The organism is Streptomyces nodosus (assembly GCF_008704995.1).
Taxonomy (GTDB): Bacteria; Actinomycetota; Actinomycetes; order Streptomycetales; family Streptomycetaceae; genus Streptomyces; species Streptomyces nodosus.
This window is the reverse complement of the sequence record NZ_CP023747.1, coordinates 6296808-6311815: the sequence shown is the minus strand read 5'-3', so window position 1 is coordinate 6311815 and position 15008 is coordinate 6296808. Positions and strand designations below refer to the sequence as shown.

Here is a 15008-nt window from a genome sequence, read left to right as displayed (position 1 = left end):
CCTGTGAGTCCCATCGCCCACAGCGACAGCGGACACGCAGAAGGTAGAAGTCCTTCGCGCAAATAGTCAATGACTTGTTGCAAAAACCTGACTACTTGCGGGCGTGACCTGGCCTTCCCGTCGAGCCCCGCAGGATCAGCTGGGTCTGGAAAAGGGTCACGCCGGGCTCCACCCGGTGCCCCCGGATCTGCCGCAGCAGTACCTCCACGGCCGCCTCCGCCATCCGGGACACCGGCTGTCTGCAGGTGGTCAGCGGGGGGTCGACCACACCCATGAACAGCGAGTCGTCGAAGCCCACCACGGAGACGTCGCCGGGCACGTCCAGCCCCTGGCGCCGGGCTCCACGGATCGCACCCAGCGCCAGTTCGTCGCTTCCGCACACCAGGGCCGTCGCTCCCTGCCGCAGCAGGCCCGCCGCCACGGAAGCCCCCGCCTCCATGGAGAACAAGGTGTGCCCGACCAGCGGCATCCACTGCTCCGGGGGCACCCGCCCGGCCTTGAAGAAGGCCCCGAAGGCCGCGAGTTTGCGCGCCGAGGGCACATGCCCGACCGGGCCGACCAGCAGTCCTATCCGCTCATGCCCCATCCCGGTCAGATGGGTGAGCGACTGATGCACCGCGTCCGCGTCGTCCGCACTGATCCGCGCCGCGTCCGCGTTCTCGTCGGCCGGGTTGACCAGCACCAACGGCACTTTACGAGCCTTCAGGGCGGCCCCCTGCTCGACCCCCGCGTCGGTGTAGCTGGAGCCGATGAAGACGATCCCGCCGATGTTCTGCGCCAGCAGCATCTCGATGTAGTTCGCCTCGGACACACCGTCAGCCGTGCGGGTGCACAGGGCGGGAATCAGTCCGCGTTTGTTCAGCCGCCCGGCGAGTGCCTCCGCGAACGCCGGGAACACGGGGTTCTGCAGATCCGGCACCACCACTCCGACGAGCGGGCCGCGCTCCTCCTCCATCAGGGCCGGCCGGGGCAGTCCCATCACGTCCAGGGCCCTGAGCACCCGCTCCCTCGTCACCGCGGCGACCAGCGGGCTCCCGTTGAGCGTGCGCCGCACCGTCACCTCGCTGACACCCGCGAACCGGGCGACCTCCGCAACTCTCTCCGTCATGAACGCACCGTACAGCACCTACGCAAGAACTGATCAGAGCTTCGCAAAATACTGACATGACTTGAGGCCGTGCAGAGGCTGCACGGGGCGAGCGCGTGGAGGGTCTGCTGTGTCTTCGCGGACGGCTTCGCGGACGGCTTCGCGGACGGCACACAGCAAAGGCGAGGAGCTGTCCGCTCCTCGCCACTCTCAACGTATAGCGCACCGGGGGCCTTGCGGCAAGGCCCAGGTCGTGCTGCAGAATCTCCGGTCGAAGCCCTACGCAGTCGTCGGAGCGGTCTCACGGAAGGTGTCGGAGGGACCGGAGACGCGGTCGCGAACACTCGGCACCGAGGTGCGGGTGCGCGCGCCTCCGTACTGCGGGGAAGTACCCGGGCGCCCTGCGCCCTTTTCGATGGGGGAACCGATGTTTGACGTGATCGTCGTCGGCGGCGGTCCGACCGGCTTGATGCTGGCAGGTGAGCTGCGGCTGCACGGCGTGCACACCGTGGTGCTGGAGAAGCGGACGGAGCCGACCGTGCAGGCCCGCGCGCTCGGCCTGCACGCACGCAGCGTCGAGGTGATGGACCAGCGCGGGCTGCTGGAACGGTTTCTCGCGCTGGGCAAGCGGGTCGCGAGCGGGGGATTCTTCGCCGGTATCGGCAAGGTCTGGCCCGAACGGCTGGACACCGCGCACTCCTATGTCCTGGCCATTCCGCAGAACACCACCGAGCGTCTGCTGGCCGAGCATGCCACCGACCTCGGTGCCGAGATCCGGCGTGGCTGCGAACTGGTCGGGCTGAGCCAGGACGAGGACGGGGTGACCTGCGAACTCGCCGACGGTACGCGGCTGCGGTCGCGCTACCTCGTGGGCTGTGACGGCGGCCGCAGCACGGTGCGGGGACTGCTCGGCGTGGGCTTCCCGGGCGAGCCCGCCCGGGTGGAGACGCTGCTGGGCGAGGTGGAGGTGACCGCGCCACCGGAGACGCTGGCCGCCCGGGTGGCCGAAGTGCGCAGGACCCATGTGCGGTTCGGCGCCATCCCCCTCGGGGACGGGGTGTATCGCGTCATCGTGCCCGCCGAGGGGGTGGCGGAGGACCGTACGGTCCCGCCGACCCTGGAGGAACTCAGGCAGCAGGTGCGGGCCTTCGCCGGGACCGACTTCGGCGCGCACTCACCACGCTGGATCTCCCGCTTCGGCGACGCCACCCGGCTGGCCGAGCGCTACCGTACCGGCCGGGTGCTGCTGGCCGGCGACGCGGCCCACATCCATCCGCCGACCGGCGGACAGGGCCTCAACCTCGGTGTCCAGGACGCGTTCAACCTCGGTTGGAAGCTGGCCGCCGAGGTGGGTGGCCGGGCCCCGGAGGGGCTGCTGGACAGCTACCACACCGAACGGCACCCGGTGGCCGCCGCCGTGCTGGACAACACCCGCGCCCAGACCGAGCTGCTCTCCCCCGAGCCGGGTGCCCGGGCGGTGCGCCGGCTGGTGGCGGAACTGATGGACTTCGAGGAGGTGAACCGGTTCCTGATCGAGAAGATCACCGCGATCGGGGTCCGTTACGACTTCGGAGCGGGGCATGACCTGCTCGGCCGGCGGCTGCGGGACATCCGGCTGAAGCGGGGACGGCTCTACGAACTGATGCATGCCGGCCGCGGACTGCTGCTCGACCAGACCGGTCGGCTCTCCGTGGAAGGCTGGGCGGACCGGGTCGACCATGTCGTCGACGTCAGCGAGGAACTGGACGCGCCCGCCGTGCTGTTGCGTCCTGACGGCCATGTGGCGTGGGCCGGTGAGGACCAGCGGGCTCTGGTCGGTCAGCTGCCCAGGTGGTTCGGCGCCGCCGTCGGCTGAGTGCGCGGGTGCGGCTCTCGGCTCTCCCGCACCGGGCGGCCGGTACGTCATGACGACGGCCCGTGCCGTACGCCTCTGGCTCCGCTCCAGTGACGTAACAGCACGGGCCGACCGTGCGCGTGACGGCGACCTGCGCTGCACGCCTCCGGCTCCGCTCCGGTGGTGTCACAGCACGGGCCGACCGCCCGCCCTGAACGGCGACCTGTGCCGCACACCACCGGCTCCGCTCCGGTGACCTCACAGCACAGACCGACCGTCCGACACGACAGCGACCTGTGCCGCACGCCCCTGGCTCCGCTCCGGTGGTGTCACAGCACGGGCCGACCGCCCGCCCTGAACGGCAACCCACGCTGGACACCCCCGGCTCGTCCCAGTGACGCAGCAACACGGGCCGACCGTCCGGCGTGACGGCGACCTGTGCCACACACCACCGGCTCCGCTCCGGTGACGTCACAACACAGACCGACCGTCCGCCGTGACGGCCACCCGCACCGCACACCACCGGCTCCGGCCCGACGGCGTCACAGCACAGGCCGACCGTCCGCCCTAAACGGCGACCTGTACGGGACACCCCCGGCTCCGCCCCGGCGACGCGGCAGCACAGGCCGACCGTCCGCCGAAACGACGGCCTACGCCGCACGCCCCCGGTTTCGCTCCGGTGGCGTCGCAGCACGACCGCCGGTGGTGAGGGGCGGGCCCCGCCGGTCACAGGTGCCGGTGGTGGTGTGCGTACTGATGCCGACGGTGCCGGTGTGCCGCCTGGGGGCACCCGCCGGGTCGTACGGGTCACCGGGAGTCGGGCGCCAACGGTCGTCGTCGGGGTCGGTCGAACGCCGGTCGCGATACCTCGGATGCTCGTCGTCGCGTCGGGCGTAGAAATCACTCGCGTCCACACGGAAGACGGCGTCCTCCGCCCGGGACGGCCCCGTGGCCCGGCAGACGGCGGTCGGCACGGTGATGCCGGGTGCCTCCTCGCCGGTCACGACGGCATGCCCCTCGGGGTCACCGCGAGTCGCGGTGGAGTCCGGTTCGAAGTCGGTGGCATCGGCCCCGCCGCGCCCCTCCGGGGGACGGTGGCCGGCCGGGTCACCGTGCCCGCCGGTGCCCTCGGAGGAGGACGGGGAGGCGGTGGGGGCGGTGGGGGCGGGCGCCGGTGCCTTCCAGGTGTCACCATTGCCGTCGGTGTACCGGGTGAGCCGCCCGTCGACCGGGTCATAGGCGGCGGTGGAGTGCACCCGGCCGGAGGGCAGGGTGATCCTGGTCAACTGCCCGATGGCCGTGCGGGCCGCGTAGTGCTCGGTGACGGTGGCGGCGTCCAGGGCGTGGTCGTAGAAGGCCACCTCGTCCAGCTGGCCCTTGAAGTAGTACTCGCCCCTCGCCAGACTCATCCAGCCGGAACTTCCGTGGCCGGCGCCGAGATAGACATGGGCGCGCGCCTGCTCGTCGAGGACTCCGTCCAGGGAGCCGACCTTCGCACCGTCCAGATAGAGGCTCTGGGTGTCCCCACCGGACGTCAGCACCGCATGGTGCCATCGGCCGTCCGTCACGGCCTCGGCCGACACGATGGGGGTCGCCCGGAAGGGACGATCGACGAGGTGGAACTGGCCGCGCAGCCTGCCCGCCCCGTCGATGTTCAGCATCGCCCGCCAGGAGGTGGGCCGTTCACCCAGCTCGGTGTTCTGGAAGCTCACCAGGACGCCGGACGGGGTGCGTGTCCTGAACCACAGCTCGACCGTCGGGGTGGCGGCGGACTCCAGTGTGCCGGCGGGAAGTTCGACCACCGAGCGGGTTCCGTCGAAGGTGGTGGCGGGGTCCTCGGTGCCCTCGATCGCCGGGTCCGCGCTCGGCCGGGTGTCCCGGTGGAGGGCCACCTCGGGGCCCGTGGGCGAGACCGCCTCGCCGATCTCGACGGCCCCCTCGCGCTCACCCAGACGCCAGTAGGAGGAGGGTCCGGCGTCCAGAACGGCGCTGTGGTAGGCCGATCCGTCGCGGTACTCGTAGCTGATGCACCGGGTGGGCGCCGGCGGCGCGCACACCCGGGTCAGCTGATCGCCGTCATAGGCGTAGTTCCAGGTCAGGCCGGGCGTGGCGGCGTCGACGGCGCTGGTGGTCACCGAGGTGACATGGCCGTCGGCCCAGTCGAACGCCAGCGAACGGCCCGACAGGTCGTCGGTCACCTTGCGCACCGGACCGCCGGTCGGGGTCCGGTGCGTGACGGTCTGGCCGCGGCCCGCGGCATCCGTGATCCGGGTCAGCTCACCGTCGGGGAGGAAGCGGTAGATGGCACCGGAGCGTTCCCGTAACACCCAGTCGGCCGACTCACGGGCCAGGGTGAGTGAGCCGTCGCCGGACGGGTCGGAGTAGGTGCCGTCGGTGTTCTCGGTGAACCGCACCCGCGCGCCGTCGGCCAGGGTCACCAGCACGGTGCCGGTGGCCGGCTCCGCACGCAGCCGCATGTCCCAGCGGGTAGACCAGCCGGTGCCGAACGCGCTCCAGGTGCGGGGATCGAGGGAGTTGTAGGTGCGGGTGACCGCCAGCTCCGGGCCGACGGTGCTCAGCGTCGCATCGGTCGCGGTGGTGACATAGGTGCCCTCGTGGGCGCCGATCTCGTCGCCGCCGTCCACGCCGCCGAGGCGACCGGCGCCCGGCCCGGCGGGACCTCCCTCGCCGGGGGCGTCCGTCCCGTCCGTCGGCGAGGCCTGGCCGCGACCGGCCGCGGAGTCCGGCTGTCGTCGCGGTGCCTCCGCCGTCGAGACCGCCTTCTCGCGCCCGCCGATGGACGCGGTCAGCTCGGTGCCGGCGAGCAAGGCCAGCGTCAACGCGGCAGCAACGACAAGCGGACGTGCCGGAAGCACGGAACCGGAACCCCCACCTCGGTGAAACAGAACTGACAAGAGTTCTAAGCGATCTTGAAAGCGGCCCACAAGTGCCCCACCGGACACGGGGGGTCTAAGTGACAAGGGTCACAAAATGTTTACGCCAGGGGCGAAATATCTGGCTGTTATTCGCTTCATTGACCACTTCTCGCCCTCAGGCCGCCCGGCAACCCGCCTGCATCCATGAGGAGTTGAAAGAACGGGCCGGGTGCCGTCGAGATGGAGGCCGCACCCGGACCGAGGTCGGCCGGCCGGGGACCCACGACGTCACCCACAACACGAAAAACCCCGCCCTGTGTGCACAGGGCGGGGTGTGTCTCCGAGCGCCGGGCAGGCCTTGCACCTGCATCTCCCCGCAGGAAGCGGGACGTCTTTCCTTGGACCACCAACGCGTGAACCGGCGCCGGGAGTTCGGCGGCGAGCTCAAGATCAAGTATAGGGCATGACCGCGCCCCGGGTCACCCGGGCGACTGCGCCGTCCCACCGAAGCCAGATCGCCCACCGCCGGTTCGGGGGCCTCAGCCCAGTCCGTGTGCCCGCTTGTACTCCAGCGTGTAGGCGAGCTTCCCGGGCTTGGCGTCGGAGTACGGCTTGCTCAGCTTGTTGAACTCGCCCTTGTTCACCGCGCTTCCGTCGTTCCACCGCTCCAGCGCGCCGAGTTCGGCGGCGGTGAAGCCGCTGTCGACCACGGCGTCCTCGGGCAGCGCCGTCATCGTCTCGGTCAGCGATTTGACGGTGGCCAGATAGCTGTCGAGGTCGTTCGGGTTCCAGTCGGCCAGGTCGACCGGCTCGGCGTCGCGGACCCAACTGCCCCAGTAGAACTCCTGGAACGGCAGCCCGTTCTGGGCGTAACCGATGTCACGGCCGAAGTAGAGCAGGCTGCGGTACCTGTCGTCGGTGAAGCTGGCCAGCCCCACGCCGGTGGGCAGCTTGTTCACGCCGACCTGCTTGCCCTCGGGGTCACGCAGGTACACCCACTTGTGCGCCTTCATCTCGTCCCAGAAGGCCTTGCGGGGGAGGTTGCTGAGATTGGCCTGCACCCGCAGCCGTACATGCAGGCCGGCCCCGCCGTCGGGGGTCTCGTAGAAGGAGGTGAGGGTGTGGTGCCCGTCGGTGAGGAACGGTTCGCCGCCCGGGCCGACGACGACGGTCTTCATGGGGGCGATGCTGTCCGCGGTCTCCGCACCGACCGGGAGTTCACAGGTGAACGAGGAGGGGTCGTCCAGGCGCGCGCCGGGCGACACGGTCGCCGCCGCCGTCCGGCCGTCGGCCTCGCACCAGTCGTCGAACTTCTTGTTGATCGCGTCCTTGCCGAGGGTGTAGCGGCCGAGCTTGTAGTACACCTCGTCATAGCCGAGCGACGGCTGGGTCGGGTGCACATCGCCGATGCGGACGTCGAGCAGTTCACCGGGCTCGGCACACAGATAGCGCGCGAACGGCGTGGAGCGGTGGTCGTGGCCGCAGAACGGCGGCCGGGTGCCCGGAGCACCGGGTGCGGCGCCGGCGGCCGGTGCCAGTGCGGCGGTGCCGGTCCCGACGACGGCGAGGGCCGCCCCGAGGGCCGAGGCCCGGCGGGACGGAGATCCGAAGCGCATGACATGTGCTCCTTGCGGTAGGGGGAACGCCGACGGCAAGCGTCGGGTCGATCACCCAATGCGCTAGATCATCCCGGCGACATCCGGATGAGCCGGAGGTGAACAATTCACTGCGGGGGCACGCGGCTTACGGGCCGTCAGCCGAGCCTGCGCCGCAACTGCAGGGTGTACAGGAGCAGAAGCGAGGGCGCGATCAGTGCGGCCGCGACGCAGGACACCACCAGCAGCACCCACAAGGTGGCCGGCGGTGCCGCCGCGTGCTGGATGGTCAGATGGGTGCCCAGCAGGTAGGGGTACTGGGCGACTCCCCAGCCCGCGACCACGGTGGCGATCGCGAGAGCGGCCAGGGTGCGTACGACGGACGGGCGCCCTCTGCGCAACAGCAGCAGCGCGGCGAGACCGCACAGTCCCGAGACGGCCAGGAGCGGCGCGCCCACCGTGCTCAGCCGGCGGAACAGCCGCGGGGAGTCCGCGTGCAGGACGAACACGCCCACCAGGGCCACCAGCCCCGCACCCACGCCCGCCCCGAGGGCCCGGCGGCGAAAGGCCCTCGTCAGGGAGGTGTCCCCGCGTCGCTGGGCCTGCCCGGTGAGGAACACGGCGGCGAGGTAGGCGCAGACGGTGACCGCGAGGATCCCGCCGAGCAGGGAGGTCGGGTTGAGCCAGCCGGTCAGCGGGGCACCGTGCCCCCTCGAGGGCACCCGGCCGGAGGCGATCCCGCCCGCGATGGTGCCGAAGAAGAACGGGGTGAGCACCGATGAGCAGGCGAAGGCGGCACCGCTGATCCGCTCCCCGTGACGTTCGGTCAGCGCATGACGGAAGGCGAAGCCCGCTCCCCTGGTCACGATCCCCAGCGCCGCCAGTCCGAGGGGGATGTACAGGGTGGTGGTGATGGCGGTGAACGCCTCGGGAAAGCCGGTCCAGATGGTGACGAGGCAGAAGATCAGCCAGGTGTGGTTGGCCTCCCACACCGGGCTGAGGGAGAGGTTGATCAGTTCGCGGACACGGCGTCCCCGCCCGGCGCCCCCGGCGGTCAGGTCCCAGAAGCCGGCTCCGTAGTCGGCCCCGCCGAAGAGGGCGTAGGCGATGACACCGATGAACAGGATCGCCGCGATCACGGTGCTCATACGTCATCAGCTCCGGGAGCGCGCCCGGTCGGCGCCGGCGCGGATCCGGGGCCGTACGGGACCGCCACGGCGTCGGTGCCCTCCTCCGACCAGCGGCGGCGCATGGCCCGGAGCACGAACAGGGCTCCGGCGCCGACGCAGGCGTAGATCGCGAGAACCGTGGCGAACAGCAGCCACAGGTTCCCCTGGGTGGCGACCGCGTCCCTCGTCAGCAGCAGCCCCACGACGGTCCAGGGCTGGCGGCCGACCTCGGTGACCACCCAGCCGCTCTCCAGGGACAGGAGCGCCAGCAGTCCCGCGACGGTCGAGCCGCGCAGGAACCAGCGGTTGGTCGGCACCTCGCGCCGCCGCCACCACAGCCAGCCGAACCACAGGGACAGCAGAAGCAGCAGGGTGGCGCTGCCGACCATGACGTCGAAGGCGAGGTGCACCACATTGACCACCGCCTCCGTGGGACGTACGGCGGCCGGGATCGCGTCGAGGCCCTTGATGACCGCGGAGGAGCGGAAACCGGCGAGGAACGAGGCGATATCGGGAAGCGGGATGCCGTAGCGCACCTTGCCGTCGATGTAGAGGCCGCCGAGGGTCTCCGGGACGTGGTCGCCGGTGGTCGGTACGAGTTCGATGGCGGCGAACTTGGCCGGCTCCCTGTCGTAGACCTGGCGGGCGATGGTGTCCCCGACGATGAACTGCAGCGGCATGGCGATCGCGGCGACCGTGAAGGGGACGAGGAATCCGAGCCGGTGATAGTGGTCCCGGCGCCCCCTGAGCAGGTCCACCGCGTACACCCCGGCGACCAGGAACCCCGCGACGATGTACGCCGCGAGGAGCATGTGCACCATCTCCCACCAGAAGGCCCCGTTGAAGAAGACCCTGGACGGGATCACCTCCGCCACCCGCCCGTTCCTCATCACGATCCCCGCGGGCTGGTTCATCCAGCTGTTGACCGCGATGACGGCGGCGGTACCGCCGATGCCCGCCAGGGTGACCACCACACCGGTGAAGAAGTGCGGCCACGGCGGGAGCCGCTTCCAGCCGTAGATGTAGATGGCCATGAAAATGGCCTCGAGAAAGAAGAAGAGCCCTTCGATGGCGAACGGAAATCCGAACGCCGACCCGTAGGGCCCCATGAGCCCGGGCCAGAGCAGCCCCATTTCGAAAGTCAGTACAGTGCCGGACACGGCCCCCACGGCGAACAGCACGGCGGCCACCTTGGACCAGCGCTGCGCCAGGAGAAGCGCCTGCGGATCGTGCCGGCGCAACGCCCGGTACTGGCAGATCAGCATCATAAAGGTGAAGGCGACACCGAAGGGCACCAGAATGATGTGGAAGCCCAGGGTGAACGCCATCTGCTCGCGTGCGGGGAGGAGTTGGGGCGGGTCGGCTACTCCCGGCAGGGCAGACAACACCATGAAGTCTCTTTCCGGCTGGGGAGAATTCCACCGGGCGGCGAAATTCCGGAGACTGATGCCTGGTCGATGATAAGCAGTCACCCCGCCGCTCGCCGGGGAGGCTTGCGCGAATTCGTCGTCGTGTACGCGATCGCCCCATCGGCCGCAGGAGTCGTCCCCGGAATTCCTCGATTCCGGTCACAGCGACAACGGCGGGGCGGGCATGGGGACATCAGGGGGACATCACGGGAATGCGACGCCCCGTCGGTCCGGTCCGGACGTCAACTACCCACGCCGAGAGGCGATCTCCGCGGCCAGCCGGACACGCAGCCCCTCCACCAGCGCCGCGAGGGACACCTCGAAGGCCAGGTCGGCGGCGGACCGCCCCTGCACCGCCGAGACCTCGTCCCTGGCGTGCACCGCGGCGGCGAACCTGGGCACCTGGGGCGTGTCCGGCCCCGGGTCGAACATCGCGGGCGGTGCCACCAGGTCGAGCGCCGACCCCAGGACGAAGGACTCCACGCCGACCATGACGGGGATGACCGACGCGGTCGGCCAGCCGCCGCGCTCGAGACCGGCCACCACCGACTCGTACATCCGCAGGGTGCGGTGCGCGCCGGACACCGGGATGGTGGCCAGCAGCGAGATGGTCTGCGGATGTGCCGCGAAGGCCGCCCGGTAGAGCCTGGCCCAGCTCACCAGGGCCTCGTCCCAGGGGAGGACGTCGAAGGCCGCCGCGTCGATCGGGTCGGCCACCAGTTCGCGCACTCCGGCCAGGATGTCGTCCCGGCCCTTGACGTGGTTGTACAGCGACGATGGCCGCACCCGGAGCCGCCGGGCCAGCAGGGCGATGGAGAACCCGCCCGCGCCGACCTCGTCGATGAGGTCCAGCGCGCCCCGGACGATCACCTCACGATCGAGCACGGGTGTGCTGGGCCGTCCCGTCCTGCGCGTTCCGGCGCTCATTTCGGTGTCCCCGCCCCTCTTCCCAAGCGTCGCCGCATGAGTCTAGCCTGCGTCCACTAAAACGAATGGCATTCGCTTTGGGAGTACGTATGCCCCTCACCGTCTTCCGCAACGCCACCGTGTGGACCGGTCTGCCCACACCGTCCGACGCCGGGCAGCCGCCGACCGCGCTGGCCGTGCGGGACGGCCGGATCGAGTCCGTCGGCGCCGCGGCCGAGGCGCTCGCCGGCGCCGCCGACGAGCTGCTGGATCTCGGCGGGGGCCTGCTCATGCCCGCGTTCGGAGACGGTCACTGCCACCCCGACCAGGGCGGATTCGAGGCGCTCGGCCCCCGGATCAGGCCCTGTACCAGCGTGGCGGAGCTGGTGGCGGAGGTCGCCCGGTACGCCGCCGAGCACCCGGAGGCCGACTGGATCCTCGGGGGCAGCTATGACTCCACGCTCGCCCCCGACGGCCTCTTCGACGCCCGCTGGCTGGACGCCGCCGTGCCCGACCGCCCGGTCGCCCTGCGGGCCTGGGACTACCACACGCTGTGGTGCAACACCGAGGCCGTACGCCGGGCCGACCTCGACGACTCCGTCCGGGACACCGAGCGCGGACGGTTCCCGCGCCGCCCCGACGGGAGCCTGCTGGGCACCATGATCGAGTGGGACGCGGTCGACGCGGTCCTCGGCGCCGCGCCCGCGCGGGGCCTGGACGAACGGGTACGGGCCCTGGCCCTCGCCACCCGCGGCTACGCCGAGGCCGGGGTCACCTGGATCCAGGACGCCTGGGTGGAGCACGAGGCCGTGGACGCCTATCTGGCGGCGGCCCGGCAGGGCGCACTGGCCACCCGGGTGAACCTCGCCCTGCGCGCCGACCCCTCGCGGTGGCGCGAGCAGCTCGCCGAGTTCGCGGCCGACCGCGACCGGATCGAGGCGGCGGGACTCGACCGGCTGACCGCCCGCACCGCCAAGTTCTTCGTCGACGGGATCATCGAGAACCGCACCGCCGCGCTGCTCGAACCGTACGCCGACGACCCCTGCACCCGGGGCATGCCGGTCTGGGCCGCCGCCGAGCTGCGCGAGGCCCTGGTGGAGATCGACCGGCTGGGACTGCAACCGCATCTGCATGCGATCGGCGACGCCGGCATCCGTACCGCCCTGGACGCCCTGGCCCGTCTCACCGAGGTGTGCGGCCCCCGGGACCGCCGTCCGGTGATCGCCCATGTGCAGATGGTCGACCCCGAGGACCTGCCCCGCTTCGCCGAACTGGGGGTGATCGCCAATATCGAGCCGCTGTGGCTCCAGCCCGACCCGGCGATGACCGACCTCACCATGCCCCGTCTGGGCGAGACCCGCTCCCGGCGGCAGTACCCGCTGGGGTCGCTGCTGCGCAGCGGCGCCCGGGTCTCGTTCGGCAGCGACTGGCCGGTCAGCGACCACCGTCCGCTGACCGGCCTCCCGGTCGCGGTGACCCGGCAGACGCCGGAGCGCCACCCCGAGGGCGGCTGGCTGCCCCAGGAGCGGATCGACATCGAGACCGCGATGTCCTGCTACACGGCCGGCGTCGCCCATCAGGCGATGGCCGACGACCGAGGGGTCCTGGCCCCGGGCCGGGTCGCCGACCTGGTGTGGCTGGACCGGGACCCCCGCGACTGCGACCCGCACGACGTGCCCGCCCTCACCGTGCTCGGCACCTGGCTGGCCGGCGAGCGCACCCACGGCGCCCACGGACACGGGTGACCGCCCGGCGGGGCACCGCCGGGCGCCCCGCCACCGCCATTTGCCGGACCGCCCGGCAATCCGTAACCCTCTCTGCGGAAGGAACGTTCATGACAGCGACCGACATCCCCGCGGAAAACGGACTGAAACGGGTCCTCGGGCTGCCCGGACTGACCCTCTTCGGTCTCACCTATCTCGCCCCGGTGACCGTGTTCACCACCTATGGCGCCGTCACCGGCGTGACCCACGGCCATCTTCCGGCCGCCTATGTGATCGCCCTGGTGGTGATGCTCTTCACGGCCGTCAGTTACGGGCGGATGGTGCGGGCGTTCCCGGCCGCGGGGTCGGCGTACACCTACACCCAGCAGTCCTTCGGCGGGCATGTCGGCTTCATGGTCGGCTGGACGCTGATGCTGGACTACCTCTTTCTGCCGATGATCAACTTCCTGTTGATCGGCATCTATCTGCACAGCCAGTTCCCGTCGGTTCCCGCACGGGTGTTCGTGCTCGCCGCGCTGCTGCTGTCGCTGCTCGTCAATGTGCTGGGCGTGAACTCCATCAACCGCCTCAGCACCCTGGTGGTGGGCCTGGCCGGGGTGCTCGTGGTGGTCTTCGTCGCCCTGTCCGTCCACCACACGCTCGGCCACCATGTCTCCGCGCCGTTCGCCTCGTTCCAGCCGGGCGGCTCCGGGACCTCGGCGGCGTTCTCCGGGGCCGCGATCCTGGCGCTGAGCTTCCTCGGCTTCGACGCGGTCTCCACCATGTCGGAGGAGGCCAAGGACCCGCGGCGCACCATCCCCCGAGCCATCGTGCTGACCACGGTCATCGGCGGTGTGCTGTTCATCGTGGTGTCCTGGATGGGCGCGCTGGTGCACCCGGGTTCCACCTTCACCGACCCCGACAGCGCCGGCCTGGACATCATGCGGACGCTGGGCGGCTCCGCCTTCACCTCGTTCTTCGTGGCCGTCTATGTCGCGGGTGCCTTCGGCTCCGGCGTCACCACACAGGCCAGCGTGTCCCGGATCCTCTACTCGATGGGACGGGACGGGGTGCTGCCCCGGCGGGTGTTCGGCTATCTCCACCCGCGCTTCCGCACCCCGGCGATCGCGGCCTGTCTGGTGTCCGCGGTCTCGCTGGTCGCCCTGTTCATCACCCTCGACAACGCCGTGGTGATGATCAACTTCGGTGCCCTGATCGCCTTCTCGGTGGTCAACCTGAGCGTGGTCAAGCACTATCTGGTCGACAAGGGCCGGCGGAGCGGGCGCGACCTGCTCTCCTACGGGCTGCTGCCGATCGTCGGCTTCGCGCTGACGCTCTGGCTGTGGACCAGCCTGGAGGGCATCACCTTCGAGGTCGGGCTCTGCTGGATGCTGGCCGGTTTCCTGTATCTGCTGTTCCTGACCCGGCTGTTCAGCCGGAAGCCCCCGGTGATGAGCTTCAGCGAGGACCAGGCGGCTGCCGTGGCCGCTCCCGCAGCGGAGGAGAGGGCGGTGCCGCGCTCCTGAACCCCCTGCGCACGGGATCTCCTCCGCCGATCGTCGATACGAAGATCGTTGCCATGGCGCTCGTTGACAGACGCTCGTTGATAACGGTGCGGGACGTCAGTAAAGTGCCATGTGCACACCAATCTGATCATCTGTGCCCCCACGGAGGACCCCGGTGGAGCCCGTCCCGCCTCCCTCAGCGACCGTCCGCGGTGGGGGATCCCGGCGTTCCGCCCTGCCGGAACCCGATGACCGGGAAAGAGACCGGTGAGCGCGGGGTCACGGGCGATGCGGCGGCTGAGCGCCCAGCTCATCCGCAATCTACAGCCGCCGGCCGGTGACGAGGACGTCATCCCCCTGATCGGCCAGGCCCTGACCCGGGTGCGGGGACGCACCGTCCGGCTCCGTAAGGCGGCCTTTCCGCCCGTGACGGCCAGCGGGCTGTGGGTGGACCGCACCAGCCACGACCTGATCGTCTACGAGGAGAACACCGACCCCGAACACCAGCTTGTGATCATCGGCCATGAGGCATGGCACATGTTCCACGGCCACTGCGGCAGCGGTGTCCCTCATGGTGTCGCCGCCTCCCGCGCGACCGACGGCAAAGGGGCGGCGGTCCTCGGGGACATCGTGGCAGCCGTATGCGAGGCCGACGACGCCGATGCGCCCCTCACCGACCGGATGGACGCGGCGCTCCATCACGCCGCGCGCTCGGAGACCCGCGGGATGGACGAGGAACTCGACGCCGAGCGCTTCGGGCTGCGGTTCGCCACCGACCTCCAGACGTCCCTCCTGCATCAGGCGTACTCCCCGGCCGACCCGCACCGGGCAGCCGGGCGGATCGGGGCCTCCCTGGCCCACCGCTTCCCCGGAGCCGGCCCGTTCGGCTCCGGCTCCCGCCGCATATGACGAGGCGGGAGCCGG

The 15008-nt window shown here is 70.8% G+C and carries 10 protein-coding genes; 4 read left to right on the top strand and 6 right to left on the bottom strand.

All coding sequences use genetic code 11. The annotated features are described in order from the left end of the window. Positions 1 to 91: 91 nt before the first annotated feature. Positions 92 to 1108 (bottom strand): LacI family DNA-binding transcriptional regulator, encoded by a 1017-nt coding sequence (locus CP978_RS28125; RefSeq protein ID WP_043445356.1) that lies wholly within the window; start codon positions 1106 to 1108, stop codon positions 92 to 94. 406 nt (positions 1109 to 1514) lie between these two features. On the opposite strand from CP978_RS28125, the gene rox reads away from it, so the two are divergent. Further along, on the top strand, positions 1515 to 2942 hold the full coding sequence (rox, locus tag CP978_RS28115; protein WP_043449694.1) for a rifampin monooxygenase: 1428 nt from the start codon (positions 1515 to 1517) through the stop codon (positions 2940 to 2942). Between the two features lie 629 nt (positions 2943 to 3571). On the opposite strand, the gene CP978_RS28110 is transcribed toward rox, so the two are convergent. The 5 genes from CP978_RS28110 to CP978_RS28090 all read right to left on the bottom strand — a co-directional run bounded on the left by CP978_RS28110 (position 3572) and on the right by CP978_RS28090 (position 10897). Then, positions 3572 to 5761: a LamG-like jellyroll fold domain-containing protein gene (locus tag CP978_RS28110; RefSeq protein WP_227745485.1), complete on the bottom strand. Its 2190-nt coding sequence runs from the start codon at positions 5759 to 5761 to the stop codon at positions 3572 to 3574. A gap of 575 nt (positions 5762 to 6336) precedes the next feature. Continuing rightward, positions 6337 to 7413 (bottom strand): ParB/Srx family N-terminal domain-containing protein, encoded by a 1077-nt coding sequence (locus tag CP978_RS28105; RefSeq protein WP_043445354.1) that lies wholly within the window; start codon positions 7411 to 7413, stop codon positions 6337 to 6339. A 137-nt stretch (positions 7414 to 7550) separates the two neighbouring features. Continuing rightward, complete coding sequence (locus CP978_RS28100; protein WP_043445352.1) at positions 7551 to 8540, bottom strand: cytochrome d ubiquinol oxidase subunit II; 990 nt, start codon at positions 8538 to 8540, stop codon at positions 7551 to 7553. After that, the gene (locus CP978_RS28095) at positions 8537 to 9952 is read right to left on the bottom strand and encodes a cytochrome ubiquinol oxidase subunit I (RefSeq protein ID WP_043445350.1); all 1416 of its coding nucleotides are present in this window, start codon (positions 9950 to 9952) and stop codon (positions 8537 to 8539) included. Before CP978_RS28095 ends, CP978_RS28100 begins: the two co-directional genes overlap by 4 nt. A 264-nt stretch (positions 9953 to 10216) precedes the next feature. Next, positions 10217 to 10897 (bottom strand): TetR/AcrR family transcriptional regulator, encoded by a 681-nt coding sequence (locus tag CP978_RS28090; RefSeq protein ID WP_043445348.1) that lies wholly within the window; start codon positions 10895 to 10897, stop codon positions 10217 to 10219. A gap of 89 nt (positions 10898 to 10986) precedes the next feature. Here CP978_RS28090 and CP978_RS28085 point away from each other — a divergent pair, with 89 nt between their 5' ends. The 3 genes from CP978_RS28085 (at position 10987) to CP978_RS28075 (ending at position 14993) form a co-directional block, all read left to right on the top strand. After that, on the top strand, positions 10987 to 12621 hold the full coding sequence (locus tag CP978_RS28085) for an amidohydrolase (RefSeq protein ID WP_043445346.1): 1635 nt from the start codon (positions 10987 to 10989) through the stop codon (positions 12619 to 12621). An 89-nt stretch (positions 12622 to 12710) separates the two neighbouring features. After that, on the top strand, positions 12711 to 14105 hold the full coding sequence (locus tag CP978_RS28080) for an APC family permease (RefSeq protein WP_043445344.1): 1395 nt from the start codon (positions 12711 to 12713) through the stop codon (positions 14103 to 14105). A 246-nt stretch (positions 14106 to 14351) separates the two neighbouring features. Next, a complete protein-coding gene (locus CP978_RS28075; protein WP_107070459.1) occupies positions 14352 to 14993 on the top strand; it encodes a toxin-antitoxin system, toxin component in 642 nt (213 codons plus the stop codon). Positions 14994 to 15008: the final 15 nt, after the last annotated feature.